This is a genomic window from Ornithinimicrobium murale (assembly GCF_003352835.1).
Classification (GTDB): domain Bacteria; phylum Actinomycetota; class Actinomycetes; order Actinomycetales; family Dermatophilaceae; genus Ornithinicoccus; species Ornithinicoccus muralis.
This window is the reverse complement of sequence record NZ_QLVD01000023.1, coordinates 474,948-500,562: the sequence shown is the minus strand read 5'-3', so window position 1 is coordinate 500,562 and position 25,615 is coordinate 474,948. Positions and strand designations below refer to the sequence as shown.

General features: G+C 70.8%; 23 protein-coding genes. 15 read left to right on the top strand and 8 right to left on the bottom strand.

Annotated features, from left to right (window positions below):
* The first annotated feature begins 39 nt into the window (after positions 1 to 39).
* The 4 genes from DPQ65_RS11600 to DPQ65_RS11585 all read left to right on the top strand — a co-directional run bounded on the left by DPQ65_RS11600 (position 40) and on the right by DPQ65_RS11585 (position 3,138).
* Positions 40 to 381 (top strand): ribonuclease E inhibitor RraB, encoded by a 342-nt coding sequence (locus DPQ65_RS11600; RefSeq protein WP_114907464.1) that lies wholly within the window; start codon positions 40 to 42, stop codon positions 379 to 381.
* Complete coding sequence (locus DPQ65_RS11595; RefSeq protein WP_114907463.1) at positions 381 to 1,553, top strand: acyl-CoA dehydrogenase family protein; 1,173 nt, start codon at positions 381 to 383, stop codon at positions 1,551 to 1,553. The genes DPQ65_RS11600 and DPQ65_RS11595 overlap by 1 nt, the downstream gene beginning before the upstream one ends.
* 57 nt (positions 1,554 to 1,610) lie before the next feature.
* Positions 1,611 to 2,408, top strand: a complete 798-nt coding sequence (locus tag DPQ65_RS11590) for a ZIP family metal transporter (RefSeq protein WP_114907462.1) — start codon at positions 1,611 to 1,613, stop codon at positions 2,406 to 2,408.
* 169 nt (positions 2,409 to 2,577) lie between these two features.
* Positions 2,578 to 3,138, top strand: a complete 561-nt coding sequence (locus DPQ65_RS11585) for an NUDIX hydrolase (protein WP_114907461.1) — start codon at positions 2,578 to 2,580, stop codon at positions 3,136 to 3,138.
* Between the two features lie 41 nt (positions 3,139 to 3,179).
* Here the strand turns inward: DPQ65_RS11585 and DPQ65_RS16350 are convergent, their stop codons facing one another.
* Positions 3,180 to 4,232, bottom strand: a complete 1,053-nt coding sequence (locus DPQ65_RS16350) for a transglycosylase family protein (RefSeq protein ID WP_114907460.1) — start codon at positions 4,230 to 4,232, stop codon at positions 3,180 to 3,182.
* A gap of 338 nt (positions 4,233 to 4,570) precedes the next feature.
* On the opposite strand from DPQ65_RS16350, the gene clpB reads away from it, so the two are divergent.
* From clpB to DPQ65_RS11555, 5 genes are all read left to right on the top strand, one after another.
* Positions 4,571 to 7,141, top strand: coding sequence for an ATP-dependent chaperone ClpB (gene clpB / locus DPQ65_RS11575; protein WP_114907459.1), 2,571 nt, complete (start codon positions 4,571 to 4,573; stop codon positions 7,139 to 7,141).
* A 157-nt stretch (positions 7,142 to 7,298) separates the two neighbouring features.
* Entirely contained in the window at positions 7,299 to 8,030 is a 732-nt protein-coding gene (locus DPQ65_RS11570; RefSeq protein ID WP_114907458.1) for an LppX_LprAFG lipoprotein, read from the top strand.
* A 1-nt stretch (position 8,031) separates the two neighbouring features.
* On the top strand, positions 8,032 to 9,783 hold the full coding sequence (locus DPQ65_RS11565) for an MFS transporter (protein ID WP_238146801.1): 1,752 nt from the start codon (positions 8,032 to 8,034) through the stop codon (positions 9,781 to 9,783).
* 42 nt (positions 9,784 to 9,825) lie between these two features.
* Positions 9,826 to 10,410, top strand: a complete 585-nt coding sequence (locus tag DPQ65_RS11560; protein WP_114907457.1) for an HhH-GPD-type base excision DNA repair protein — start codon at positions 9,826 to 9,828, stop codon at positions 10,408 to 10,410.
* Positions 10,407 to 11,459 (top strand): phosphotransferase family protein, encoded by a 1,053-nt coding sequence (locus DPQ65_RS11555; RefSeq protein ID WP_114907456.1) that lies wholly within the window; start codon positions 10,407 to 10,409, stop codon positions 11,457 to 11,459. Before DPQ65_RS11560 ends, DPQ65_RS11555 begins: the two co-directional genes overlap by 4 nt.
* A gap of 49 nt (positions 11,460 to 11,508) precedes the next feature.
* Here DPQ65_RS11555 and DPQ65_RS11550 read toward each other — a convergent pair whose 3' ends face one another.
* From DPQ65_RS11550 to DPQ65_RS11535, 4 genes are all read right to left on the bottom strand, one after another.
* Positions 11,509 to 12,720 carry a hypothetical protein gene (locus DPQ65_RS11550; protein WP_162802181.1) on the bottom strand — a complete coding sequence of 404 codons (1,212 nt, stop codon included), beginning with the start codon at positions 12,718 to 12,720 and terminating at the stop codon, positions 11,509 to 11,511.
* Between the two features lie 286 nt (positions 12,721 to 13,006).
* Positions 13,007 to 13,798 (bottom strand): exodeoxyribonuclease III, encoded by a 792-nt coding sequence (locus DPQ65_RS11545; protein ID WP_114907454.1) that lies wholly within the window; start codon positions 13,796 to 13,798, stop codon positions 13,007 to 13,009.
* A gap of 2 nt (positions 13,799 to 13,800) precedes the next feature.
* Positions 13,801 to 15,615: a S9 family peptidase gene (locus tag DPQ65_RS11540; protein WP_114907453.1), complete on the bottom strand. Its 1,815-nt coding sequence runs from the start codon at positions 15,613 to 15,615 to the stop codon at positions 13,801 to 13,803.
* Positions 15,616 to 15,641: 26 nt separating this feature from the next.
* Positions 15,642 to 16,430: an SDR family NAD(P)-dependent oxidoreductase gene (locus DPQ65_RS11535; RefSeq protein ID WP_114907452.1), complete on the bottom strand. Its 789-nt coding sequence runs from the start codon at positions 16,428 to 16,430 to the stop codon at positions 15,642 to 15,644.
* Positions 16,431 to 16,477: 47 nt separating this feature from the next.
* On the opposite strand from DPQ65_RS11535, the gene pyrE reads away from it, so the two are divergent.
* Positions 16,478 to 17,023: an orotate phosphoribosyltransferase gene (pyrE, locus tag DPQ65_RS11530; RefSeq protein WP_114907451.1), complete on the top strand. Its 546-nt coding sequence runs from the start codon at positions 16,478 to 16,480 to the stop codon at positions 17,021 to 17,023.
* Positions 17,024 to 17,214: 191 nt separating this feature from the next.
* On the opposite strand, the gene DPQ65_RS11525 is transcribed toward pyrE, so the two are convergent.
* The gene (locus DPQ65_RS11525) at positions 17,215 to 18,681 is read right to left on the bottom strand and encodes a sunset domain-containing protein (RefSeq protein WP_162802180.1); all 1,467 of its coding nucleotides are present in this window, start codon (positions 18,679 to 18,681) and stop codon (positions 17,215 to 17,217) included.
* A gap of 219 nt (positions 18,682 to 18,900) precedes the next feature.
* On the opposite strand from DPQ65_RS11525, the gene DPQ65_RS11520 reads away from it, so the two are divergent.
* From DPQ65_RS11520 to DPQ65_RS11500, 5 genes are all read left to right on the top strand, one after another.
* Complete coding sequence (locus DPQ65_RS11520; protein WP_114907449.1) at positions 18,901 to 19,542, top strand: DedA family protein; 642 nt, start codon at positions 18,901 to 18,903, stop codon at positions 19,540 to 19,542.
* Between the two features lie 43 nt (positions 19,543 to 19,585).
* Entirely contained in the window at positions 19,586 to 20,197 is a 612-nt protein-coding gene (locus DPQ65_RS11515) for a TrmH family RNA methyltransferase (protein ID WP_114907448.1), read from the top strand.
* 80 nt (positions 20,198 to 20,277) lie between these two features.
* A complete protein-coding gene (gene fbaA / locus DPQ65_RS11510) occupies positions 20,278 to 21,306 on the top strand; it encodes a class II fructose-bisphosphate aldolase (RefSeq protein WP_114907447.1) in 1,029 nt (342 codons plus the stop codon).
* A 20-nt stretch (positions 21,307 to 21,326) separates the two neighbouring features.
* Complete coding sequence (locus DPQ65_RS11505; protein WP_114907446.1) at positions 21,327 to 21,734, top strand: DUF3151 domain-containing protein; 408 nt, start codon at positions 21,327 to 21,329, stop codon at positions 21,732 to 21,734.
* 258 nt (positions 21,735 to 21,992) lie between these two features.
* Entirely contained in the window at positions 21,993 to 22,973 is a 981-nt protein-coding gene (locus DPQ65_RS11500; protein ID WP_162802179.1) for a helix-turn-helix domain-containing protein, read from the top strand.
* A 30-nt stretch (positions 22,974 to 23,003) separates the two neighbouring features.
* On the opposite strand, the gene DPQ65_RS11495 is transcribed toward DPQ65_RS11500, so the two are convergent.
* Positions 23,004 to 25,031: a hypothetical protein gene (locus DPQ65_RS11495; RefSeq protein WP_114907444.1), complete on the bottom strand. Its 2,028-nt coding sequence runs from the start codon at positions 25,029 to 25,031 to the stop codon at positions 23,004 to 23,006.
* Positions 25,028 to 25,558, bottom strand: coding sequence for a SigE family RNA polymerase sigma factor (locus DPQ65_RS11490; protein WP_114907443.1), 531 nt, complete (start codon positions 25,556 to 25,558; stop codon positions 25,028 to 25,030). Before DPQ65_RS11490 ends, DPQ65_RS11495 begins: the two co-directional genes overlap by 4 nt.
* Positions 25,559 to 25,615: the final 57 nt, after the last annotated feature.

Genomic DNA, 25,615 nt, shown 5'->3' with positions numbered 1-25,615 from the left:
TCGCCGTGTCCAGGTTGGGGTGGGTGAGATAGTGACCGCATGGAGAGCGCCAGCGAGCGAGAGGCCTCCGCGGGCGCCAGCCGGCCCGGGGCCGAGCACCTGTTGATCTTCCCCGAGCGGAACACTGCCGAGGCGGTGGCCGACGAACTCGCGGAGGAGGGGTTCGCCCACGTGTCGGTCATCCGGGAGGTGCTGCGCACCGAGGACGACGACGAGGCCCACGAGTGGGCGGTCCACATCGTCGACCAGCGGCTGCCCGACGCCTCCGGTGGCGGGGCCTACGAAGGGCTCCGCGACCGGTTCACGACGTTGGCCACCGAGCACGACGGGTGGTACGACGAACCCGGTGACCAGCGACCGCCGGCAGGGGCCGATCACTGATGGCACGCACCTGGACCCCCGACGAGCTCGGCGCCCTGGACCACGGGTTGAGCGAGGACGATCTCGCCCTGCGGGACGCGACCCGGGCGTTCCTCGCCGACCGGGTGCGCCCGCACCTGCCTACCTGGTACACCGACGGGGCACTCCCAGTCCGGGAGCTGGCCCGTGAGTTCGGCCGGCTCGGCGTCCTGGGCATGCACCTGAGTGGATACGGCTGCGCGGGGGCCAGCCCCACGGCATACGGCCTGGTCTGCGCCGAGGTCGAGGCGGCCGACTCCGGCCTGCGCTCCCTGGTGAGCGTGCAGGGGTCACTGGCGATGCAGGCCATCCATGCCTTCGGCTCCGAGGAGCAGAAGCGGGAGTGGCTGCCGCAGCTGGCGGCCGGTGAGGCGATCGGCTGCTTCGGCCTGACCGAGCCGGACCACGGGTCCGACCCCGCCGGGATGCGGACCCGTGCCCGCCGCGACGGTAGCGACTGGGTGCTGGACGGCACGAAGATGTGGATCACCAACGGCTCGGTGGCCGCGGTCGCGGTCGTCTGGGCGCAGACCGAGGACGGCATCCGCGGCTTCGTCGTGCCGACCGACACCCCCGGGTTCGCGGCTCCGGAGATCGGCGGCAAGCTGTCCCTGCGCGCCTCGGTCACCAGTGAGCTGGTCCTGGAGGGGGTGCGGTTGCCGGAGTCGGCCGCGCTGCCTGGGGTGACCGGCCTGAAGGGGCCGCTCAGTTGTCTCACCGAGGCCCGGTTCGGGATCATCTTCGGGGCGATGGGGGCCGCGCGCGACAGCCTGGAGTCGGCGATCTCGTATGCCGGCAGCCGGGTTCAGTTCGACCGCCCCATCGCGGGGTTCCAGTTGACCCAGGCCAAGTTGGCGGACCTGACCGCGGACTACGTCACCGGCGTGCTGCTCGCCCGGCACCTCGCCCGCCTCAAGGAAGCCGGCACCCTGGCGCCGGCGCAGGTGAGCCTGGGCAAGCTCAACAACGTGCGGCGGGCGCTGGCCATCGCCCGGGAGTGCCGCAGCGTGCTGGGTGCCAACGGGATCAGCGCGGAGTACTCCCCGCTGCGGCACGCCGCCAACCTCGAGTCGGTGCTGACCTATGAGGGCACCACCGAGATGCACACCCTGGTGGTCGGGCAGGCCCTCACCGGCCACGCGGCCTTCCGCTGAAGGGGTAGTGCTGGTGCGCTGGTCAGCGGCTGACCCGACGGTGAACAGGAAGCGGCCGTGATCTGGGCGATCGCGGCCACGGTCCTGGCGGGGTTGGCCACCGTGGTCGGCGGGTTCCTCGCGTTGCACCCGGGGATGCGGAAGCGTGGGCCCCTGGCCTTTGGCCTGGCGTTCGCGGCTGGTCTGATGATCGTGCTCTCCGTGCTGGAGATCCTGCCGCTGAGTCTGTCAACGCTGCGCGACTCGCGGGTGGGTCAGCCGATCTGGTGGACCGCGGGCGCCTTTGTGGTCGGCTGCGCGCTGGTGCTGCTGATCGACGTGGTGCTCCCCGGGCACGCGCCGACCGCCGACGCTGCGGGCGCCGATGCGGTGGAGAGTGACGCGCCAGCGCTGCAGGGCAACGCTCGGCTGGCGCGCAGCGGCCTGCTGATCGCCCTCGTGATTGGTGCGCACAACGCCCCCGAGGGGCTGATGACCTTCCTCACCATGCTTGAGTCCCCGGAGCTCGGCGTGGGCCTGGCTGTTGCGATCTCGATCCACAACGTGCCGGAGGGCATGGCGGTCGCGGCACCGGTGTTCGCAGCCACCGGCCGTCGCAGGCCAGCGATCATCTGGGCCACCGTGGCCGGTCTCGCCGAGCCGGTGGGTGCTCTCGTGGGCTACTTCGTGCTGCGCGCCGTCCTGCCACCGGAACTGCTGGTGCTCACCCTGGCCCTGGTCGCCGGGATGATGATCGCGCTCAGCCTCCGAGAGCTGATCCCCGCGGCACGTCGCTATCAGACCCACCCCGTCCAGTCGTTGGCCGGTCTGGCGGCGGGAGCCTTCGTCGTGTGGGGCAGTCTGGCGATGACGTGACACTGGTGTCGCCAGGCGCACCAGAGGTGCGGTTGGTGTCCTGGTGCGCACCAGAGGTGCGGATGGTGTCCTGGTGTGCACCAGAGGTGCGGATGGTGTCCTGGTGTGCACCAGAGGTGCGGATGGTGTCCTGTCGTGCACCAGTGTCACGCCCCCTGACAATAGGGAGGTGACACTGCACCGGGACGCCCTGAAGACCCTCACTGCGTGGGTGCCGCCGAACGCCGAGCAGGCTGCCCTGCGCGACCGGTTCGGCGGGCACCTCTACGACTGCCCGGACGGTATGGAGCGGTCCTGCTATCCGGATCACATCACCGCGAGCACCGTCGTCCTCTCCGAGAACGGGTCGGAGGTCCTGTTGACCCTGCACGCCCGCGCCCAGAAGTGGTTCCAGTTCGGTGGGCACTGCGAGCCGGAGGACGCACGACTGGTGGACGCGGCGCTGCGGGAGGCCAGCGAGGAGTCGGGCATCGAGGGGCTCCGGATCGACAGCGTGCCGATCCACCTGGATGAGCACGCGGTGCCGTTCTGCGGCGACCAGGGCGGCGTGCACCACCTGGACGTCCGGTTCGCAGCGGTGGCGCCGGCGGGGGCCGAGCACGCGGTGTCCCAGGAGTCCCTGGACGTGCGCTGGTGGCCCGTCCGATCGCTGGGCACGCCCACCGGCCCACCCGATGTGGCGCCGGATCTGATCGAGGCCATAGCAATGGCGCGGTCCCGGCTCGGTTAGCCAGGACCGCGCCAGAGCGGGGTCAGATCAGGTGGTCAGGCTCAGACCGGCCACTTCGACAGCACGACGCTGCTGATGTACTGCCCCTCACCGATGCGCAGCCAGCCGTTCTCCAACGCGCCGGAGACCTGCGTGCCGCGGTCCTTGCCGCCCACGATGCTGTGGCCCAGGCCGGGGCCCGAGCGGACGTTGGCGGCGTTGCTGGCGCTGACATAGCGGGTGACCTCACCAGGCTCCTCACCGCCGCTGACCGGCGAGGTCGACAGGACGACGCTGCTGATGAACCGACCCTCGGCGATCTCGAGCCAGCCGTTGGAGGTCATGACGCCACTGACCTGCGCGCCGCGGGTCCTGGCATCGACGACGCTGTGGTTCAGGCCGGGGCCGGAGCGGACGTTGGCGGCGTTGCTCGCGCTGACGTAGCGGGTCACCGGGCCCGGGTCCGGAGCCGGCTGGCCACCGTCCACGGGGGAGTCGGACAGGATGGAGCCGCTGATGAACTGGCCGTCGCCGATCTTGAGCCAGCCGCTGGTCATGGTGCCGCGGACCTCGGCCCCACGGGCCTTGGCGCCGACGACGTTGTAGCCCAGGCCGGGGCCGGAGCGGACGTTGGCGGCGTTGCTGGCGTCGACCCAGCGGGTGACCGGCTCGCCGGGCGCGGGGGCGGGCTCCTGGCCGTCACCGGGCTTGGCGTTGGGGTCGGCGCCACCGTTGGAGCGGGTCAGACCCGCCCTGACGGAGCAGACCGGCCAGGCGCCGGGGCCCTGCGTGTGCAGGACGCGACGGGCGATCGCGATCTGCTCGGCCTTGCTCGCCTGGTGGGCGTAGCCGGCGTAGGTGCCGCCGCCGAAACCCCGCCAGGTCTGCGGGTGGAACTGCAGGCCGCCGTAGTAGCCGTTGCCGGTGTTGATGCTCCAGTTGCCGCCGGACTCACACTGGGCGACGCGGTCCCACACCTCGGGGGTGTAGGACGCCTGAGCGGTGCTCGCCGACAAGCCGGCGGCGACGACGGCGACCGTGGTGACGCCGGCGAGGCGAGCCGTGAGGCGACGTGTGTGCGGCGCCCGGGCAGGCGCGGATCGGACGTGGACCATCTGTTTCTCCTTGTCGCGGGCTGCCACGGCACATGACCGTCATCAGCCAGCACTCACGCCCGGGGCGGGGTGAGGTCGGGGGCACGTGCGCGCGACGCGGGACAAAAAGTTGGGGCAGGTGGCGCGCAACAAGGGCACAGACTAGCCACAGGGGGCGTGGCGTGCGAGTTTGGTCTGGTCGATGTGGTATGCCGAACGCACGGAGTGTGGCATATCTCACGTGTCGTGGGGTCGCGGCCAGCGGCCCGCAGGGCGTGACTAGAGTTGAGTGGAATACGCTCAACTTTGGCTGAGTTGACCACGGTGAACCGTAGTCCGAGGAAGGGGAACCCCACACGATGGACCTGCAACTGACCACGAAGGCCCAGGAGGCCCTGTCGACCGCACTGCGCGATGCCGCCGCGGCCGGTCACCCACAGGTGGAGACCGCGCACCTGCTCCGGGCGCTCGCCCAGCAGCGCGACACCACGACCGGGCCGTTGCTGGATGCCGTCGGCTCCTCAGCCGCGAGCGCGACCCAGGCGGCCGAGACCGTGCTGGCTGGCCTGCCCAGCGCCAGCGGGTCCGCCGTCGGCAGTGCCCAGCCCACCCGTCAGCTGCAGGCTGCCCTGGCGGCGGCCCAGCAGGAGATGCAGGCCATGGGGGACACCTACGTCTCCACCGACCACCTGCTGGTCGCGCTGGCCGCGGACTCGCGCTTCGGGCTGGACGCCGAGGCGCTGCGCGCGCGGATCCCCGCCCTGCGCGGTGGCGCAAAGGTCGACAGCCAGGACCCAGAGGCGACCTATGACGCCCTGGAGAAGTACGGTTCCGACCTGACGGCACTGGCCCGGGAGGGTCAGCTCGACCCGGTGATCGGCCGCGACAGCGAGATCCGCCGCGTGGTGCAGGTGCTGTCCCGCCGCACCAAGAACAACCCGGTGCTGATCGGTGACCCCGGCGTCGGCAAGACCGCCGTCGTCGAGGGCCTCGCCCAGCGCATCGTGGCCGGCGACGTGCCGGAGTCGCTGCGTGAGAAGCGGCTGATCTCCCTGGACCTGGGGGCCATGGTCGCCGGTGCGAAGTATCGCGGTGAGTTCGAGGAGCGTCTCAAGGCCGTCCTCAACGAGATCACCTCCAGCGACGGTCGCATCGTCACCTTCATCGACGAGCTACACACCGTGGTCGGTGCAGGGGCTGCAGAAGGCTCGATGGACGCCGGCAACATGCTCAAGCCGCTGCTGGCCCGCGGTGAGCTGCGACTGGTCGGTGCGACCACGCTGGATGAGTACCGCGAGCACATTGAGAAGGACCCCGCCCTGGAGCGGCGCTTCCAGCAGGTCTACGTCGGAGAGCCCACCGTCGAGGACTCCATCGCGATCCTGCGTGGCCTCAAGGAGCGCTACGAGGCACACCACAAGGTGGCGATCGCCGACTCCGCACTGGTCGCGGCTGCGACGCTGTCCGACCGTTACATCACCGGCCGCAAGCTGCCGGACAAGGCGATCGACCTGGTCGACGAGGCGGCGAGCCGGCTGCGCATGGAGATCGACTCCAGCCCCGTGGAGATCGACGAGCTGCAGCGCGCCGTCGACCGGCTGACCATGGAGGAGCTGCACCTGGAGAAGGAGTCCGACGACGCCTCGCGGGAGCGGCTGGACCGTCTGCGCGCCGACCTCGCCGACAAACGCGAGGAGCTGGCCGCGCTGACCGCCCGCTGGGAGTCGGAGAAGTCCGGTCTCAACCGGGTCGGTGAGCTCAAGGCGCGCTTGGACGACCTGCGCACCCAGGCCGACCGCCTGCAGCGCGAGGGCAACTACGAGGCCGCCTCCCGCGTGCTCTACGGGGAGATCCCCACAGCCGAGCAGGAGCTCGCGCAGGCGCAGGAGGCCGAGGCCTCCGAGTCGACCGCCGGCGCGACCGGCGAGAGCCCGATGGTCAAGGACGAGGTCGGCGCGGACGACGTCGCCGACGTGATCTCGATGTGGACCGGCATCCCGGCAGGCCGCCTCCTGGAGGGCGAGACCGAGAAGTTGCTCCGCATGGAGGACGTCCTCGGCGAGCGCCTGATCGGGCAGCACGCCGCGGTCCGCGCGGTCTCCGACGCGGTGCGCCGCTCGCGGGCGGGCATCGCCGACCCGGACCGTCCGACCGGCTCGTTCCTCTTCCTGGGGCCCACCGGCGTCGGCAAGACCGAACTGGCCAAGGCCCTGGCTGACTTCCTGTTCGACGACGAGCGGGCGATGGTGCGCATCGACATGAGTGAGTACTCCGAACGTCACTCGGTCGCTCGCCTCGTCGGTGCCCCTCCGGGCTACGTCGGCTACGAGGAGGGCGGTCAGCTCACCGAGGCGGTGCGCCGCCGTCCCTACTCGGTTGTGCTGCTCGATGAGGTCGAGAAGGCCCACCCCGAGACCTTCGACATCCTGCTGCAGGTGCTCGACGACGGTCGCCTCACTGACGGGCAGGGCCGCACCGTCGACTTCCGCAACGTGATCCTGGTGATGACCTCCAACCTGGGCAGCCAGTTCCTGGTGGACCCGGTCTCCGACCAGGCGACCAAGCGCGAGCAGGTGATGGCCACCGTCCGCACCGCGTTCAAGCCCGAGTTCCTCAACCGGCTCGACGAGGTCGTGATCTTCGACCCGCTGAGCCGCGAGGAGCTGGCGACCATCGTCGGGCTGCAGGTGGAGCACCTGGCCCGACGTCTGGCGGATCGCCGGATCGGACTGGAGGTCACCGAGGCCGCCAGCGCCTGGCTGGCCGAGCGTGGCTACGACCCGGCCTACGGTGCCCGTCCGCTGCGCCGTCTGGTGCAGACCGAGATCGGCGACCGCCTGGCCCGTGCCCTGCTGGCCGGCGAGATCGTCGACGGCAGCACGGTCACGGTCGGTGTCGCCGACGACGGCCAGACCATCACGCTCACCTGACCCCCGTCCGACCGAGCGGACCGTGGGGTGAGGATCGGGGGGACCGGACGCACCGACGGTCCCCCCGATCCGGAACCACACCCCAACGGGTCCCGTCGCACCCGGTGAGTGACGGCATACTGACGACAGGACATCTGCGATCGGCACGGAGGGGACCATGAGGAGCAACCGGCACACGAGGCGAGCGAGCCTGTCGCTCGCGCTCGCGGCGGCGACCGCGCTGACCCTGACCGCGTGCAGTGGCGACGAGGAGTCCGAGGACACCGACGAGGAGACCACGACCGAGGCCACGGCCGCCGACCGGCTCGAGCAGGCCCACAGCGTGCTCTCGAAGGCCGGCAGTGTGCACCTGGTCCTGGAGGGTGTCGACCTGCCGGACAGCGCCATCGTCCTCAAGGCCGAGGGCAGCGGGACGATGGAACCCCCCGCCTTCGACGGCACGATCACCGCCAACGTCTCCGGGATCCAGGCCGATGTCCCCACGATCGCGGTGGACGACACGCTCTATGTGAAACTGCCCTTCGCCCCCGACTTCATCTCCACCACACCGGACGACCTGGGCGTCCCGGACCCGGCCAGGCTCTTTGACGTGGACAGCGGCCTGGCCGGTCTGCTGACCCAGACCGAGGGTGCGGCGTTCGGGGAGCAGACCCGGGTCGGCGCCGACGTCACCCAGCAGATCACCGGCACCGTGCCTGGTCAGGCGGTCGTCGACCTGCTCTTCGTGGGCGATGAGACCCAGGAATTCGACGTCGAGTACGGCCTGATCGAGGAGGACTGGGAGGTCCGCACCGTGACGATCACCGGACCCTTCTACCCGCCGGACGACGCGACCTACCAGGTGACCATCGACCAGTACGGCGAGCCGGTCACCGTCACCGCTCCCTGACGTGGGGGCCACCTCGACGGTGTCCGCCGAGCCCGGCACCGGCCAGCCCCGGGGTGCCCGGTCGCTGCTGACCGTCGCCTCGGTCGCCGTCGCGCTCGCCGCCGCCGACACGTATGTCGTGGTGCTGGCTCTGACGGACATGATGGCCGGCGCGGGCCTGGGCATTGAGTCACTGCAGAAGGGCACGCCGATCATCTCCGGCTTCCTGCTGGGCTATATCGCCGTGCTGCCCCTGATCGGTCGGCTGGCCGACCTGGTCTCCCGCCGCACCATCCTGCTGGCCTGCCTGGGCATCTTTGTCGTCGGCTCGCTCGTCACCGGCATCGCCGTCGAGCTCCCGGTGATGATCGGCGGCCGGTTCTTCCAGGGGCTCGGTGGTGGCGGGCTGGTCCCGGCCACCCTGGCGATCGTGGCCGACCTCTGGCCGCCGGGTCGGCGCGGCCTGCCGCTGGGCATCGTCGGTGCGGTCCAGGAGTTCGGCTCCGTCCTGGGGCCGTTGCTGGGCGCCGCGATCCTGCTGGTCAGCGACTGGCGGGGGATCTTCTGGGTCAACGCGCTCCTCGGGGTGCTGTTCCTGGTCGGCGTGTGGCTGATCCGGCCCGAGGGGGTGACCGCGGGCCAGGCGGACGGCAGGCCTGGCCGGAGCGGGATCGTGACCGTCCTGGCCTGGCTTGTTGCCCTGGTCGCGGTGGCGGCCGGGTCCTTGGCGCTCATCGCCCCGGAGTCGCTGACCACCTCGGTCGAGCTCGGCGGGCCGTTCGTCCCGTTCGGGGAGTCCACCTCGCGGGTGCTGACGCCGGTCGGCCTGGTCGCCGGGCTGGCCCTGCTCCTCCTCCTGCTGCTGACTGCGCGCCGATGGCTGCCCGTTCTGCTGCAGGCCGACGTGCTCGGCGCCCTGTTCATCGCCATCGCGTTGGGCAGCCTGGTGCTGACCTTCTCCTCGGCCGACCCGGCCCAGGAGGTGCTCGGCCCGTGGGGGCTGTGGTTGCTGCCGGTCGGGGCGCTGGCCGTTGTCGCCTTCGTGGTCCGCCAGCGCACCGCAGCCCAGCCGCTGATCGCGCGGGGTGTCGTGCACGGCAAGGTCGTCCCGGCTCTCGTGGTCAGCCTGCTGGTCGGCACCGCCATCGTCGCCGTGGTGGTCGACGTGCCGCTCCTGGCCCGGCTCACCGAGGGCACCTCGGAGACCGAGGCCGCCTTCGTGCTCGTCCAGTTCCTCGTCGCCGTGCCGGTGGGTGCCGTGATCGGCGGCCTGCTGCTCAGACGACTGGCTCCCGGCATCGTCGCCGCGCCCGGCCTGGCGGCCACCGCCCTGGCACTCTGGGGGATGTCCGGGTGGACCCGCGGCGCCCTCGACGAGCCGGGCGTGGGCACCCTCCTGCTGGTCGTGGCCGGCTTCGGCATCGGACTGGCCATCGCCCCGGTCAACGACGCTGCCCTCGCGGACTCCACCCACAGCACCCACGGGACGGTGAGCTCCCTGGTGGTGGTCTCCCGGATGGTCGGGATGGTCGTCGGGCTGGCGCTCCTCACCGCGGTCGGGTTGCGCCGGTTCCAGCAGGAGGTCAACCAGCTGCCGGACCCGACGGACTCAGAAGCCCTGCTGGACGCCGCCGTCGTCCAGGTGCAGACCGTCTTCGCCGGGGCGGCGCTGGCCACGTTCGCGGCCGCCCTCATCGCGCTCGCCCTCGGCTGGCGCCGCATGGGCGGCGCGGAGAGGACTGCTCAGGCGGCGTCGACAGGCAGGGGTGGGTGACTGCTCAGGCTGCGGCGGGCGGGGTGGACGTACCCTGGACCCATGAGCCGTGAACTGCACCTCGTCGGCGACCCAGAGGCGGACCGCCTGCTCGCCGAGAACCCCTTTGCCCTGCTGACCGGCATGCTGCTGGACCAGCAGATCCCGATGGAGGTGGCCTTCGCCGGGCCGCGCAAGCTCGAGGAGCGCCTGGGAGCGTGTGACCCGGGTCAGATCGCCGCCATGGACCCCGACGAGTTCATCGCCGTCTGTGCGACGCCGCCGGCCGTCCACCGCTTCCCGAAGTCGATGGGCCAACGGGTTCACGACCTGGCCACCGCGATCGTGCGCGACTACGACGGCGACACCGGATCGCTCTGGGCCATCGGTCACCCCGAGGGTGGCGAGATCCTGAAGCGGCTCAAGGCCCTGCCCGGCTTCGGTGACCAGAAGGCGAAGATCTTCCTGGCCCTGCTCGGCAAGCAGCGCGGCCTGTCCACACCAGGGTGGCGCGAGGCGGCCGGAGACTACGGGCGGGAGGGCGTGCACATGTCGATCGCGGACGTGGTCGACGCCGAGAGCATGCTCCAGGTGCGTGCCTATAAGAAGGAGAAGAAGGCGGCCGCCAAGGCTGCTGCCGGGCAGTGAGTGACCCCAACGACCTGACCACGGCCGAGTCGGTCGCCTCACTGGTCGCGGACCACCCGGAGTGGCTCGATGACGGGCGGGGTGTCCCGGAGCGACCGTCACCGGATGCGACCCTGATCGGAACGGGGGAGTCGTATGCCGCATGGCTGGTGATCTCCCGCGAGCTCGCCGACCTCCGTGCTCGCCAGGGACCACGTGCCGTGGTCGTGCGCGTCCCCCGCGACATCGCGGCGCTGCCGCGCCCGATGTCGGAGGAGTTCGCCGCGCTCGTCGCGGCCCCGGACGGGCTCGGCCCGCGCCCGATCCACCTGGCCACCTCGGGTGACCCGATCGGAGCCGAGCTGGGCAGCCCGACAGGTGGTGCGGCATACATGGTGGTCGAGCACGTCCCCGGCCACCCGCGCCCGGCAGCCGGCTGGACCGACGACTTGTTGGCCGCCCACGCGGCCCAGCTCGCCCGGCTGCACGAGGTGACCTTCGACGGTCACGGCGACGTGACGGCCACCGACCGTCTGGAGCCACGGTTGAGCATGCTCGGTGCCGGTGAGGCCAGCCTGCAGTGGTGGACCGACCACCACCCCGACCTGGTCGCGGCGGCTGACATCGCCCAACTGTGGCCGCGGGTGCGCGCCCTGTTCGCGGCCACCGAGCCGGAGTTCGCGCGGCTGGACCGGTTCTCCCTGGTCCACGGTGACGCCGCGGTGCCCAACATCCTGGTCTCCGGTGGGACGCCCCGCTATGTCGACTGGGAGTGGGCCGGCATCGGCGACCCGGCACGCGACCTGGCCTTCATCGGCGGCGAGGTGTGGCTCGAGCCGTGGTACCTCCGGCTCAGCCGGGAGCGGATCGAGCGCTACCTCGGCGCCTATGTCGCCGCCGGTGGCCAGGGTGATCCGGCAGCACTCGCCGCCCGCGGTCGCTGCTGGCTGGTCAACGAGGTGTTCTTCGTGGCCCTGCACTTCCGGCGGCGGGTCCAGCAGGGAGCCGACCCGGTGTATGCCGAACGTGCCGACACCCTGCTGGCGCGCCTGGGTGCAGTGCTGGACTGACCGGCCGGACAAGCCGGCCGGACAAGCCGGCCGGAAAAGACCCCCGGCTTCAGTCCGTGGAGCTGGGCTCCTTGGTCGTCGTGCTCTTGTCCGTGGAGGCCGGGGCCTCGGTGGCAGAGGCCTGGTCGCCGGAGTCGGCGCCGCGGGCAGGCACACCCTCGATGGTGAGCTGCACCTCGACCGGGGACTCGAAGTCGATGTCCTTGGTGCCGGCCTTGGCCTTGGGCAGCACGTGCAGTGTGATCTGCTCGGAGTCGGCGGGCACCTGGAACCAGGCGGTCTCGACGAAGCGGTTCCGCAGGGAGGAGAAGTCGTTCTCCGGGGTGATCGTGGTGCCGTCAGGCAGCTCGAGCTGCAGGTCGGTGAGGTCGTCGTCGACGCCGGTGTCGTCCCGCGCGTCGAGATCCAGGCCGAGGAAGACCTGGCCCGGCCTGGCCCACCCGCCGACATAGGGGGAGATCACGGCACCGGTGACCTGGCCGTTGATCTCGTGCGTGCCGCTGCCCCAGCTGTCGAAGACGTGGCTGTAGGCACCGTCGCCCTCGAGGGTCACCGCGGAGCCGGCCTGATAGATGTGCTCCACGTCGGAGGAGGTGCGCAGGCCGTCGACCAGGCTGACGGACTGCGTTGCGTCCCCGGTCTTGAGCTCGAGCACCGCGTCCTCGGGGCCGGCGTCGGTGGGCACCGACACCAGATAGGTCTGCTGCCAGCGCTCACCGGAGCCGAGCTGGGCGATGAGGCCGCCGCCGGCCGGGCTGCCCTGGAGTCGCACGTGACCCTCGGTCTTGGGGGCACGGTTGTCACCGATCTCCCACCCGGAGTCCTCGGACAGGACGGTCGCCACGAGGACCTTCTCGCCGTCGGCGGGCAGGACCGGGCCGTCGCCCGCGGAAGTGGCCACCTCGGCCGCGAGGTCTGCCGGGATCTCCTCGAGCTCGGCGACCTGGGTGACGCGCATCCGCACGCCCGGGGCCAACAACAGGGCGTCCGCGGACTCCGCGACCTCGGTCCAGTCCAGGTCCGGCACGGACCCCAGCGTCGTGGCCGTTCCGCTCCGGAGCTGCTCAGCGGGCTCCTCCGTGGCCTCCTCCTCGGGCTCCGCTGCCGGCTCCTCCTCGGCCGTGGAGTCGGTCAGGTCGTCCTCGAGCTCGGCAGCGGCGTCCTCCAGGACGGCCTGCTCGTCGGAGCCTCCGCACGCGGCGAGGAGGAGGGTCGATGCCAGCCCCAGGGCAGTGAGGCGGCGGGCAAAACGGGCATGCATGAGGTTGTCTCCCAACACTGGTTCGTCACGGGCGCTCCGCGGGCAGGCCGGAGGGCCCCGCCCGTGCGAGCGCGTGGCTCCGCGGTGTCGAGACGCTCCATTGAGGGGTTCGCAGACCGCGGCCACCCCGGGCTCCGCACCCCACCTGCCGACGGAACTGGTCACCATAGCAACGGGGTTGCGCGACAAGGCCGCCGGGTCGGTGGGTGGCTCGGAAGAACCCTCAGGTGATGAGGTCCAGGACGGCGCGGATCCCGGCCGTGAGCACGGAGGCGGCGCGCCCCAGTCAGGGAGCGAGGTCGACAACGACAGGAGCGTGGTCGGAGGCCCCCTTGCCCTTGCGCTCGTCCCGGTCGATGAAGGCGTCGGTGACCCGTGCCGCGAAGGCCGGTGAGCCGAGCGCGAAGTCGATGCGCATGCCCTGGCGCTTCGGAAAGCGCAGCTGGGTGTAGTCCCAGTAGGTGTAGGTGCCGGGTCCCGGCGTGTGAGTCCGGGTGACGTCGCTGAAGCCGGCATCCAGCACCGCCCGGAACGCGGCACGCTCCGGCTCCGACACGTGGGTTCTGTTCTCGTAGAACGCCATCGACCAGACATCCTCGTCCTCGGGCGCGATATTCCAGTCGCCCATCAGAACCGTCGGCTCCTCCGGTGCGGCGGTGAGTCGATCGCCGGCATATTCCGCGAGGTGTGCCAGCCAGTCCAGCTTGTAGGCCATGTGAGGGTCGTCCAGCGACCGCCCGTTGGGCACATAGAGGGAGACGACCCGCACGCCACCGGCCACCGCGGAGATGGCCCGCGCCTCGGCGCCGATAGGGTCGCCCCAGCCAGGCATCCCGTCGAAGCCGATCTGGATGTCCTGCAGGCCGACCCGCGAGGCGATGGCCACACCGTTCCACTGGTTCAGGCCGACGTGGGCCACCTCGTAGCCTGCGGCCTCGAACGGCAGATGTGGGAACTGGTCGTCCCGGCACTTGGTCTCCTGGATGGCCAGGACATCGACGTCGTGGCGCTCGAGGAAGGCGGTCACCCGGTCGACGCGGGCGCGGATGCTGTTGACGTTCCAGGTGGCGATCCGCACGCTCAGCCCCTGGTCAGGTGCGCGTGCAGGAAACCGATCGCCGCGGGGTAGGCGTCCAGCTTGTTCTCGCGCCGGGCCAGACCGTGACCCTCGTCGTGGTAGACCCGCAGCTCGCACGGCACGCCCTTGCCGTCGAGGGCCTCCTTGATCTGCTCGGCCTCCGACAGCGGCACCCGCGGGTCGTTCGCTCCGTGGATGACGAACAGCGGCGCGGTGATGTCGTCCAGGTAGGTGATCGGGGAGGCCTCCACCAGGAACTCGCGGTCGTGCTCGAGCCAGCCGTACTCGCGCTCGCGGTAGGCCCTGCGGTAGTCGGAGGTGTTCTCCAGGAAGGTCACCAGGGAGCTGATGCCGACGATGTCGACGCCCGCCGCCCACAGGTCCGGTTGCATCGCCACCCCGGCCAGCACCATGTAGCCGCCGTAGGAGCCGCCCCAGAGCGCCGCGCGCTCGGGATCCAGCCCCTGGGAGGGCAGCCAGGCGTGCAGCGCTGCCAGGTCCGCCACGGAGTCCAGCCGCAGCCTCCCGTCGTCCAGGGAGACCCAACGCTTTCCGTAGCCCGAGGAGCCGCGCACGTTGGGCACCAGGACGGTCAGCCCGCTGGCGGCAAGAGCCTGGATCACCGGGTGGAAGATCTGGTTGGCCGCAGCCTCCGGCCCGCCGTGCACGTGCAGCACCGCGGCACCGGCCAGCGCCGGGTCGCCCGCCCCAGCGGCCGGATAGACGAAGCACGGGATCTGCTCGCCGTCCGGAGTCGGCACCCGGTGGGTGGTCGGCTGGACCAGCAGGTCCCGCGTGGTCGGATCCATCTCCTCGGCGGAGGAGACGACACGCCTGGTGGCACCGTCAGCCGGGTCGATCAGGTGTATGCCGCCTGGTTCCGTGGGCCCGGTGACCGTCACCACGGCCTGGGTCGAGTCCGCGGACCAGACCACCTCTGCCATGCCGGTGGCACCGAGGTCGAGGTCGTGTCGGTGGGCTCCGTCGGCATTGTGCACCGCCAGTCGGAGCGCTCCGTCGGCGAGTGTCCCCACGATCAGCGCGGACGCGTCCGGGCTGGCCCAGCAGAGCAGGTCGTGGGCCTCGTCGGCGACCAGGTCAGCCCACTCCGCGCCGTCCAGGGACAGGCGGCGGACGGCGGCGAACTCCCGGTCGTGGTTGCTGGACAGCACCAGGGCCGTTCCATCCGCCGACCACGCCACGTGGTGGTGCAGTGCGTGCTCGTCGGGGTCGGTCACGGCCGTGATGTTCTCCGGGCCGGCGAGGTCCAGCGCGGAGGAGGCCGGCTGCAGGCTGAGGCGGGTGACGACGACGGAGCGGCCGTCGCGGGCCGGCGCGACGTCGGCGACATAGCCGCCACCGTCGTAGAGCACCGTCTCCGTGCCGTCGGCGAGGTCGTGACGCACCACGTCCATGTCCACCCGGTTGCGCCGGTTGGTGGAGTACGTCAACGCAGACCCGGTGATGTCGTGCAGCACGTGCATCGCCGTGGTGTCGCGCACCAGCGGGGTGAGCTCGTCCAGGCCTGCAGGCTCACTGCGGGGCAGGTCGAGGAGCGAGAGCTGCAGGTTCTCGTCGCCTCCCTGGTCGTGCTGCACGACCACTTGGCGCCGCCCCGGGACATAGCGGCCGCTGCACTTGCCGGGCAGGCGGGTCAGCGGGGTGCGGGTGCCGTCGCTGTCGATCTCCACGAGCTGGGTGCTGCCGAGCTCGTCGTGGCCGGCCAGGATTCGTCCCTGTCCGTCGACGTCGAAGGCGGTCCAGGCGCGGACCTCGAAGAGGGAGGAGACAAGACGGGAGGTGGAGAGGTCAACCATTTCTCCAGCCTAGGTGGCGGTGACGGCTAGACAGACGGTCGGTCCGCGGTGCGACGGCGCCGGGCCAGCCCGGCGGAGACCCCGCGCACCAGGCCACGGGGCAGCAGCCGGATTCCGGCGGTGACCGTCTTGTAGGCGGCTGAGGGCACCGAGACCACGCGGCCGGCATCCAGGTCCCGCAGTGCCTCGGTGACCACCTGGTCGGCCTCGAGCCACAGCGCGTCCGGGAGGGCCGACATGTTCATCTTGGCTCGGTCGTGGAACTCGGTGTGCACGAACCCGGGACAGACGGCCGTCACCAGCACGCCGGTCCCGGCCAGCTCGACCGACAGCGCCTCGCTGAAGACGGTCACCCACGACTTGATCGCCGAATAACTGCCCATCACTGCGAACGAGGCCACCGAGGAGACGTTGAGGATGCCACCGTGGCCCCGCGCGCGCATCGCGCCGGCCGCGGCGTGGCTGAGCACCATCACGGCCCGCACCATCACGTCCAGAGCCTGCTCCTCGTCGGACAGGTCCCCGCTGGTGAAGCCGCGCCGCAGGCCGAAACCGGCGTTGTTGACCAGCAGGTCCACCGGACGGGCGACGTCCCGCACGCGGGCGGCGACCGTCTCCGTCTGGTCCCGATCGGCCAGGTCAGCGGGCAGGACCTCTGTGGTGACGGCATACGTGGTGTGCAGTTCCTCAGCCAGGGCCTCGAGGCGCGCCCTGTCGCGGGCGACCAGGACGAGGTCGTGGCCGCGACGCGCGAGCTCGACGGCGAAGGCCCGGCCGAGCCCGGTGGAGGCGCCGGTGACGAGTGCGGTTCCCATGGCGGTCACTCTAGGTCAGCGGCAACCCGCCGGTAGGCTGCACTGTCGTGACTGACACGCGCACCAGACTCCTGCATCTGATCCGCACCCTGGCCGTCGTGCACGGTCGGGTGACGCTGAGCTCCGGCAGGGAGGCCGATTACTACGTCGACCTGCGCCGGATCACGCTGCACGGGGAGGCGGCGCCGTTGGTCGGTCAGGTGATGAATGACCTCGTGGCGGACCTGGAGTTTGACGCAGTGGGCGGTCTGACGATGGGAGCGGACCCGGTCGCGACCGCCATGCTGCACGCGCGCGCCGCCGCCGGCGGTCGGCTGGATGCCTTTGTCGTGCGCAAGGCAGAGAAGGCGCACGGGTTGCAGCAGCGGGTCGAGGGGCCCTCGATCGCGGGGCGTCGGGTGCTGGTGGTCGAGGACACCTCCACCACGGGTGGCTCCCCGCTGGCCGCAGTGGAGGCCTGCCGCGAGGCGGGCGCGGAGGTCGTGGCGGTGGCCGTCATCGCCGACCGGGCCAGCGGCGCGGAGGAGAAGGTCCGCGAGCGGGGCCTGGACTACCGCGCGGCCTACTCCATGGCTGACCTCGGCCTGGTCTGAAGAGCGCTGAACCCACGCCGCGCAACCCACCGTGCCGGGGACGTGACATTGGTGTGCTGAGGTGCACCAGCTGACCCATTGGTGTGCCGAGATGCACCAATGTCACGTCCCCAGCGGGGGTCCCGGTCCGGACAGTGCTGTGCCCCCGCTCCGAAGGGGCGGGGGCACAGCGCGTCACACGCGATCCAGGGTCAGCGTCGCTTCCGGTCCCAGTGAGCAAACCCGGCGGCCCGAGCGGCCTCCTCGGTCTCGAACCACACCTCGGCCTTGGCCGCCTCGTAGGACGGGGACTCGGGGGTGTGGAAGAGCATCGACCCGGCATTGCCCTTGATGGACCAGCCCGTCGGGCCGGAGCCGTCCTCCGCGGGCTCGGCCGAACCCGGACCGAACGGCGCCTGCCCGTAACTTCCGGCCGCGGCGCCAGCCTGGGCCTCGTCGTAGCCGTAGTCACCGGCATCCGCCGGCGCACCTCCCGGAGCGCCCTCGCCCACCGGGGCGGCTGCCGGGTAGCCCGCGTCTGCGGGTGCCTCGGTGTAGCCGCCCTGGGTAGGTGCCTCGGTGTAGCCGCCCTGGGTAGGTGCCTCGGTGGTGTAGCCCGCGTCTGCGGGTGCCTCGGTGTAGCCGCCCTGGGCGGGTGCCTCGGTGTAGCCGCCCTGGGCGGGTGCCTCAGTGGTGTAGCCGCCCTCGACCGGTGCCTCAGGTGCGTATCCCTGGTCGATGGCCTCGGCATATTCAGGGTCCGGTGCATGCTCAACGTAACCACCCTCGGTGGCAGCAGCAGAGTCCTGGGCGACCTCATCATCCTGCGATGCCCAGGCCGCGGCGCCTGCACCGGCAGCAACCCCACCGGCGCCAGCAGCCATCGTGCCTCCGGAGACACCAGAGTTGTCCCCGGGCACCTCACCCGCGGTCGCGTCGCCCGCCGGGGTTTGGGTCTGGTCGTAGGCGGAGTCCGCCGGCGGAGGGGCGTCGGCGACGGTGTCCGTGTGCTCGGTCTCGCCGGTGGCGGTGTCGGTGTAGGCCGCATCCTGGCCGTAGTCGCTGGCATCGGGGGCCGGCTCGGTGTCCGTGTAGGCATAACCGGTGGCCGGATCGGTGGAGGTGTCGCTCTGGGGGACCGGGTCGGTGGGCGCTGTGCCGTAGGCGCCGCCCGCCGGGGCCTGGTCGTAGGTCGAGTCAGCCGGCGGCGCATCCCCGGGCACCGTGTCCGGCGGGGTCGCGGCGCCGGTGGCAGTGTCGGTGTAGGCCGCCTCCTGCGGGTAGCCGCTCGCCTCGCCGGCAGGCTGGGTCTGGGTGTCGTCGTAGTCGCTCAAGCGGTCCTCGACGGGTGCCGCGTCCGCCGTCTGGTCATATGGAGCCGCGCCAGGCTGCTGGTCGTAGGTAGGTGTGGCCGCCGACTGACCGTACGGATCGCCCATCGGGGCCTCGGCCGCGTCGGCACCAGCAACGCCAGCGCCAGCAGCACCTGCTGCGCCGGTGCCGTCGTCATAGCCCCCGGCATGCGACTGCGGTGTCGGTCCGGTGTGGGTGTTGTCGTGCAGCGCCGGGTCGTTGTTGCCCGAGACCTCGTTGGCGCCCCCCGGGCGACGTAGCAGCAGCCAGACTGCGGCGGCAATCACCAGCAGCAGGAGCACAAGCCAGACCCATTTCCAATCCATGGTCACACCGTCCTCGTCAGTCGAGACCTGCGGCGGCGGGTGCCGTCGCTGTGGCCGGGCGCGCGACCTGAGCCGCTGTGCCCTCTGTTCACCGTAGTGTGAACAGCCTCAGGTCTCCACGCGGTCGCCCGGGGCCACGCCGGTGAAGGCACGATCACGGGCGCCGGACTGCGACAATGACACCGGACGTACTGAGGGGGTCCCCCGGTGAGGAGACAGATGAGTGGCGAGGCAGAACTGACCGGGGTCGCAGGCTGGGCGGTCAACCTGATGGAGACCCTTGGCGGCCCTGGGGCGGGGGTCGCCATCGCCGGGGAGAACCTGTTCCCACCGATCCCGAGCGAGGTGATCCTCCCCCTGGCCGGCTTCACCGCAAGCAAAGGGTCCTTCACGCTTGCCGAGGCACTGTTCTGGACGACGGCGGGTTCCGTGGTCGGCGCGTATGCGCTGTACCTCCTCGGTGTGCTGCTTGGCAGGGACCGACTGCGTGCCATCTGGGACCGTCTGCCGCTGGTCAAGATGAGCGACCTGGACAAGACCGAGGCCTGGTTCGCCAAGCACGGCAAGAAGACTGTCTTCCTCGGCCGGATGATCCCGATCTTCCGGAGCCTGATCTCGATCCCGGCTGGCATCGAGCGCATGCCACCGCTGATCTTCGGCGTGCTGACCCTGGCCGGCAGCCTGATCTGGAACACCATCTTCGTGCTCGCCGGCTACTACCTCGGAGAGAACTGGGAGCGGGTCGAGCCCTACGCCGACGGGTTCCAGAAGATCGTCATCGTTGTCGTCCTGATCGCGATCTGCTGGTGGGTGGTCCACCGCGTGCGGGAGCAGGCGCGCGCGAGGTCCCAGGAGGTCTGACCTGTCCACGCCCCCCAACGACAACCCCCAGGAGCCCGCCGAGGTGCCGGTCGGCGTCGGCCCCTGGGAGGGTCCGTGGCCCCGTGAGCCGGACGGGGGACTGCCCGCCCACCTGGACCCCAACCTGCTGCGCGAGGGCGACCGCCGCAACGTCGTCGACGCCTACCGCTACTGGAGCCACGAGGCGATCGTGGCCGACCTGGACACCCGGCGCCACGGCTTCCACGTGGCCGTCGAGAACTGGGGCCACGACTTCAACATCGGCTCGGTGATCCGCACCGCCAACGCCTTCAACGCCGCCGCCTTCCACATCGTCGGCAAGCGACGCTGGAACCGGCGTGGCGCGATGGTGACCGACCGCTACCAGCACGAGCACCACCACCCCGACGTGCAGCACCTGCTGCAGTGGGCGCGGGAGGCCGGCCTCCCGGTCATCGGTCTGGACAACGTCGCGGGAGCAGTCCCCCTCGAGGGCTATCCGCTGCCCGAGCGGTGCGTGCTGCTCCTCGGCCAGGAGGGGCCGGGCCTCAGCCCGGAGGCGGTGGCCGGATGCGATGTGCTCCTGGAGATCACCCAGCACGGCTCGACGCGTTCCATCAATGCCGGTGCGGCAGCCGCGATCGTCATGTACCAGTGGGCCCTCCGGCACCTCTGAGATCACCCTGCCCCACGGCATACGGCATGTGGAACGATGGGCGCCAGGACCCATCACGCTCGCCTCATCGAGGAGGACCCATGCCCATCGCGACCCCAGAGGTCTACGCCGACATGATCGACCGGGCGCAGGCGGAGAACTTCGCCTACCCGGCCATCAACGTCACGTCCAGCCAGACCCTCAACGCCGCTATCAAGGGCTTCGCCGACGCCGGCAGCGACGGCATCATCCAGGTCTCGACGGGGGGTGCGGAGTACTTCTCCGGCCAGGCGGTCAAGGACATGGTCACCGGGTCGCTCGCGTTCAGCGCCTTCGCCCACGAGGTCGCCAAGAAGTACGACGTCAACATCGCGCTGCACACCGACCACTGCCCCCAGGACAAGCTCGACGGCTTCGTGCGCCCGCTGCTGCAGGCCTCGATCGAGCGGGTGAAGCAGGGTGGGCTGCCCTACTTCCAGTCGCACATGTGGGACGGTTCCGCGACCCCACTGGAGGAGAACCTGCAGATCGCCCAGGAACTGCTCGAGCAGTGCAGCCAGGCGCGCATCATCCTAGAGGTCGAGATCGGTGTCGTCGGCGGTGAGGAGGACGGCGTTGCCAACGAGATCAACGACAAGCTCTACACCACGCCGGACGACGCGATTGCGACCATCAAGGCACTCGGTCCTCGCGAGGAGGGCCGCTATCTGACCGCTCTGACCTTCGGCAATGTGCACGGCGTCTACAAGCCGGGCAACGTCAAGCTCCGCCCGGAGATCCTCCAGGCGGCGCAGGCCGCTGCCGCCAAGGAGCTGGGCCTGGAGGAAGGCGCGCTGCCCTTCGACCTGGTCTTCCACGGGGGCTCCGGCTCCAGCGCCCAGGAGATCTCGGACGCCGTCGACTATGGCGTGGTGAAGATGAACGTCGACACCGACACGCAGTATGCGTTCACCCGCCCGGTCGCCGGCTTCATGCTGCGCAACTACGAGGGGGTGCTCAAGGTGGATGGCGAGGTCGGCAACAAGAAGATGTATGACCCGCGCGCCTGGGGCAAGGAGGCCGAGGCCAACATGACGGCTCGCGTCGTCGAGGCCTGCGAGAACCTGCGCTCCGCTGGGACCAGCAAGTGAGCCTCGGGAGCGGGGCCGTCATGGGCGGGGGCAACCTGATGGGGATCCCCGAGACGCTGCTCCCCGAGGACGGTGCCGCCGCGCGGCTCGAGCAGGGTGTCGACCCGCGCGAGGTGGCGGCGGCCCAGCCGACGTCCAGCCTGGCCTGGGCCGAGCTGGCCGAGCACGCGTTGTCCGAGGGCGATGACCTGGAGGCCTACGCCTTCGCCCGCACCGGCTATCACCGTGGGCTGGACTCGCTGCGTCGTGCCGGCTGGAAGGGGCAGGGACCGGTGCCGTGGAGCCACGAGCCCAACCGCGGGTTCCTGCGGGCGCTCGCGGCCCTGTCGAAGGCGGCGGGCCGGATCGGCGAGCTTGATGAGCAGCGGCGCTGCGCGGACTTCCTGCGCGACTCCTCGGCCGAGGCGGCCCGGGAGCTCGGCCTCTGACCCATTTTTGGGGAGGTTCGGACCGCCTGCTGCGCCTTTTAAGGGAGATCCGGACCGCCTGCTGCCCTTCTTGAGGGAGGTTCGGTTCGGGCCGGGCATGGAGGCGGCCGGTGGCCCCGTCCGAAGACGGCGGCCCCGGCCGCATCCCCCTGTGTCAGACCTCGCGTCCCCGTACGGTACGTCCAACGGGTATAGATACTGCCTCACGATTGACCCAAATCCTGGCATTTCGCTGCCAGTGGCCTTAACGTGCCATACGTGAACGGTAAACTTTCGGCGCTGCAATTGAGCGCCCAGGCCCAGGTGCTCTACCGGCACATCCTCCGCCGGGCACCGGCCGCCATCGAGGAACATGCGGCCGACCTGGGCTGGACGAGGGCCCGGGCAGCCCGTCACCTCGCCGAGTTGGAGCAACTTCGGCTCATCCACCTGGGGGAGGGGGCCGTGGTCAGTGCCGACGACCCGCGGCTGTCCCTCGGTCGACTGCTGGACGACGAGGAGGCCGAGCTCAGCGCGCGGCGGCAGGGCCTCATCGACATCCGGTTGGCGATCGAGACCTACGAGGCCGACTTCCGGCAGGGGTTGCAGCAGTCCGGTCCGCCCGCACCTCCCTGGGAGCGCATCCCTGCCGCTGAGGTCCCCGCAGTGATCGAGCGCCTGATCCGGACCTCGGACGGCCCCATCCTCCAGGTGACTTCGACCCTGGCCAGGGGGCCGGGACACCTGGAGTCGGTCAAACGGCTGCGGGCAGAGGCCATGGCAGCAGGCCGTGAGCAGCAGTCCGTCTTCCCGCTGTCGGTGCTGGAAGACACGGACTGGCGGCGGCTGGCCGGCCAGCGCGCCGCCTCGGGAGAGCATCAGCGTTACCTGGAGAAGGTTCCCCTGGACTTCCTCGTGGTCGGCTTCTCCGGGGTGCTGCTCGCCGACGAGGAGGAGCCGCTGGTCCGGGCACCCAACATGCTGCTGGTGCAGGCGCCGAACATGCGACGGATGTTCATCGGGCTGTTTGCCGAGTTGTGGCGCCGGGCCGACCCCGTGCACGACGGCGGTGCAGCGGCCGCGGATCTGCGCCTGCTCGAACTCCTGGCCCTGGGGTTCAAGGACGAGGCGATCGCCCGTCACGTGGGCCTGGGGCTCCGCACTGTGCGGCGCCGGGTCTCGGCACTGATGGACGAGCACGGGGTGGAGACCCGCTTCCAGCTCGGGCTGGCCGTCGCCCGGCGCGGTCTGCTGGAGTGAGTCGTCTCGGGTGTGGCGGCTCCGGTCTGATCAGTCTCCTGGTGCGCTGAGCGACGGGTCCGCCCAGGCGTCCAGGACGACGTAGTCGCCGAAATGGTGCAGGAAGGTCCCGTGGGCCAGCATCTGACGCCACAGCTCCGCGTCATCCGCCGCGGCCCCCTGGCAGTCAGGCTCAGCAGGCAGCACGGCGGTGAGTTGCCACGGAGCGTCGTCCGGACCCACCTGGGAGAACCATGCAGGCCCGCGCAGCGGGTCGGCACATCCCACGTCAACGCTCACGACACTGTCGTCCCAGGAGAGCCGCGCCGTCTGCTCCGGCTGCAGGTCGCGGACGCCCGGAACGCCCACCTCCTGCGCCGCGACAGGGCCTGGGACCTCCATCAGCCCGGCCGACAGGTCATCCACGGTGACGGGCCTGGTGGGACCGCCGCGGGCGTCGGTGACCGTGTCGGACAGCAGAGCCATCCCGACCGACTCCAACTGGACATCGCCCACCCCACCGGCGATCACCAGGATCTCGCCGTCGGTGCTCAGCCGGGGCTCGTTTGTCAGGATCTGCGCCCACTCGTGCGACGGCGTGGGCACGGAGCAGTCCGCGCTCGGGTCGGGGTCCGCGACGATGTCGGGCTCGCCAGCGGCGCTGAACAAGCCGTTCTGCACGGTGCCGGCGATGGTGACATCGACGCCGCAGGACCGGACCCGCAGACCTGAGTCGTCAAGGGTCAGCCCGTAGTCGAGCTCTGGCGAATTGACCCGGGGAGACTCCCTGTTGAAGTCGACCAGTTGCCAGCGGCGGTCGACCGCTTCGTCGCCAGTCAGTGGCGTCAGCTCGCCAGCCGGGGCCCAGGCACCTTCGGATAGCACAACCACCACCGGTGTGCCGACCATCTCGGGTCCACTCGGCGGGTCCTCGGATCCCTCCTCCTCCGGCGGCTCGCTGGTCGCCGTGGTGTCGTCGGGCGGAGCTGTCGACTGCCCCAGGAGCGACTCCGGAATGGTGCCGGCGATCACCATCGTGCCGTCGTCGAAACTAACGGTCGGCCCGCTCTGGAGCAGCGCCACGACCGCGGGCGACGGCTCCGCCGGCGGCAGGGCGTCCTCGCCCTCCGTGCAGACCGGCCAGGGCGCCGACGCCCCAGCCAACAGGACGCCGTCGGAGCGCAGCGAGGACACCATCACCTGTCCGCACAAGCCGGGAGACTCGAGGTTGAGGTCGCTGATGCTGGTCAGGGCGAGGTCCTCGGCATCACCGGAGACCATCAACTGGAAGTCCGCACCGAGCCCGACGGGCGTGACGCCGGTCTGGGACGGGCGGTCCTCCCAGATGAAGCCGGCCTCGTCGGCAGCCCCAACAGTGAGGGACGCCGGGACTCGGGTCTCCTCGGCGGCCCCGTCGAGGCCGCTGATCAGCAGCGTCTCGCCGTCCAGACTGAGCAGCGGCTCCTGTCTGAGGGCGGACCGCCAGTCCGTCCGCCCCTCCTCGTCGGCGGAGCAGTCCATCACCTCCCACCCCTCCGTGTCGAGGAGCACCAGCCGACCGTCTGTGGTGAGTTCGACCGTGTGCGATCCCCCTTCGTGGCACGGCGGCCCGGTGTCGACGGTGAGGGTGGTGTCGTCGAGAGCGAACGTCTCGCCGTGCGGGCCCTGCCACGTGCCCTGCAGATCCTCGAGGGTTGCTGGCTCGGAGGCACCACTCAACTGGAACGGAGCCTCGCTGCCGGCCCGTTCGAACTGTGCGAAGAACGGCTCACCCCGGTCCCCGGGCACGGCATCGGTCTCGGCGGTGGAGTCGGTCTCGGTCGGCGTTCCCAACAGCGTCGGCCCGGTGAGGGTCCCGTCCGCCGGCGGCTGCGGTGCCACGTCGCCGCCCAGCCCCTGGGTCCAGACGACCCCGACGACTGCGGCCGCGGCGGCGACGGCGCCGAGCCCGACGCCCCAGGACCGCCGCGTGCGGGTGCGTCGTCCTGCGGCCCAGGTGTCGGTGGCCTCGATCGGGGGACCGAACTCCAGGTCCTCGACTCCGAGGTCGAGCAGATTGCGGATCTCCTCATCGCTCATCGTGCTTCCTCCGTCCCGACGAGTGCGTCGGCAGCCTGCGGGAGCAGCTGCCGCAACCGGCCCAGAGCAGCGTGCGCCTGCGACTTGACCGTGCCCCGGCTGACGCCGAGCGTGTCGGCGATCTGAGCCTCGGACAGGTCGTCGTAGTAGCGCAGCACCAGCACCGTGCGTTGTTTGTCGGTGAGCTCTAGCAGAGCCCGCCGCACGTCCAGGCCGGTGACGACAGCCGAGGGATCGACCGGATCGCGCCCCGCGAGCGGTCGTGCTCCCTCGGCCACGTCGCCGACCAGCACCTCACGTCCGTGCCGGCGCCACGCGGAGATGTTGTCCCGATACATCACCCGACGGACGTAGGCGTCCGGACTGCCCTGACTGACCCGCTCCCACCGTGTGGCCAGTTTGATCAGCGCATCCTGCAGGAGGTCCTGTGCCCGGTGGGGGTCACCCGTGATCAGCGCGGCGGAGCGGAGCAGTGCTGACTGGCGGGCCCTGACGTACTCGACGTAGGTCTCACCTGGGTCGGACATTGAGCACCTCCTACTCCTCTAACGCGGACCGGACCTCGGATGGTTGGCGACTGTCGG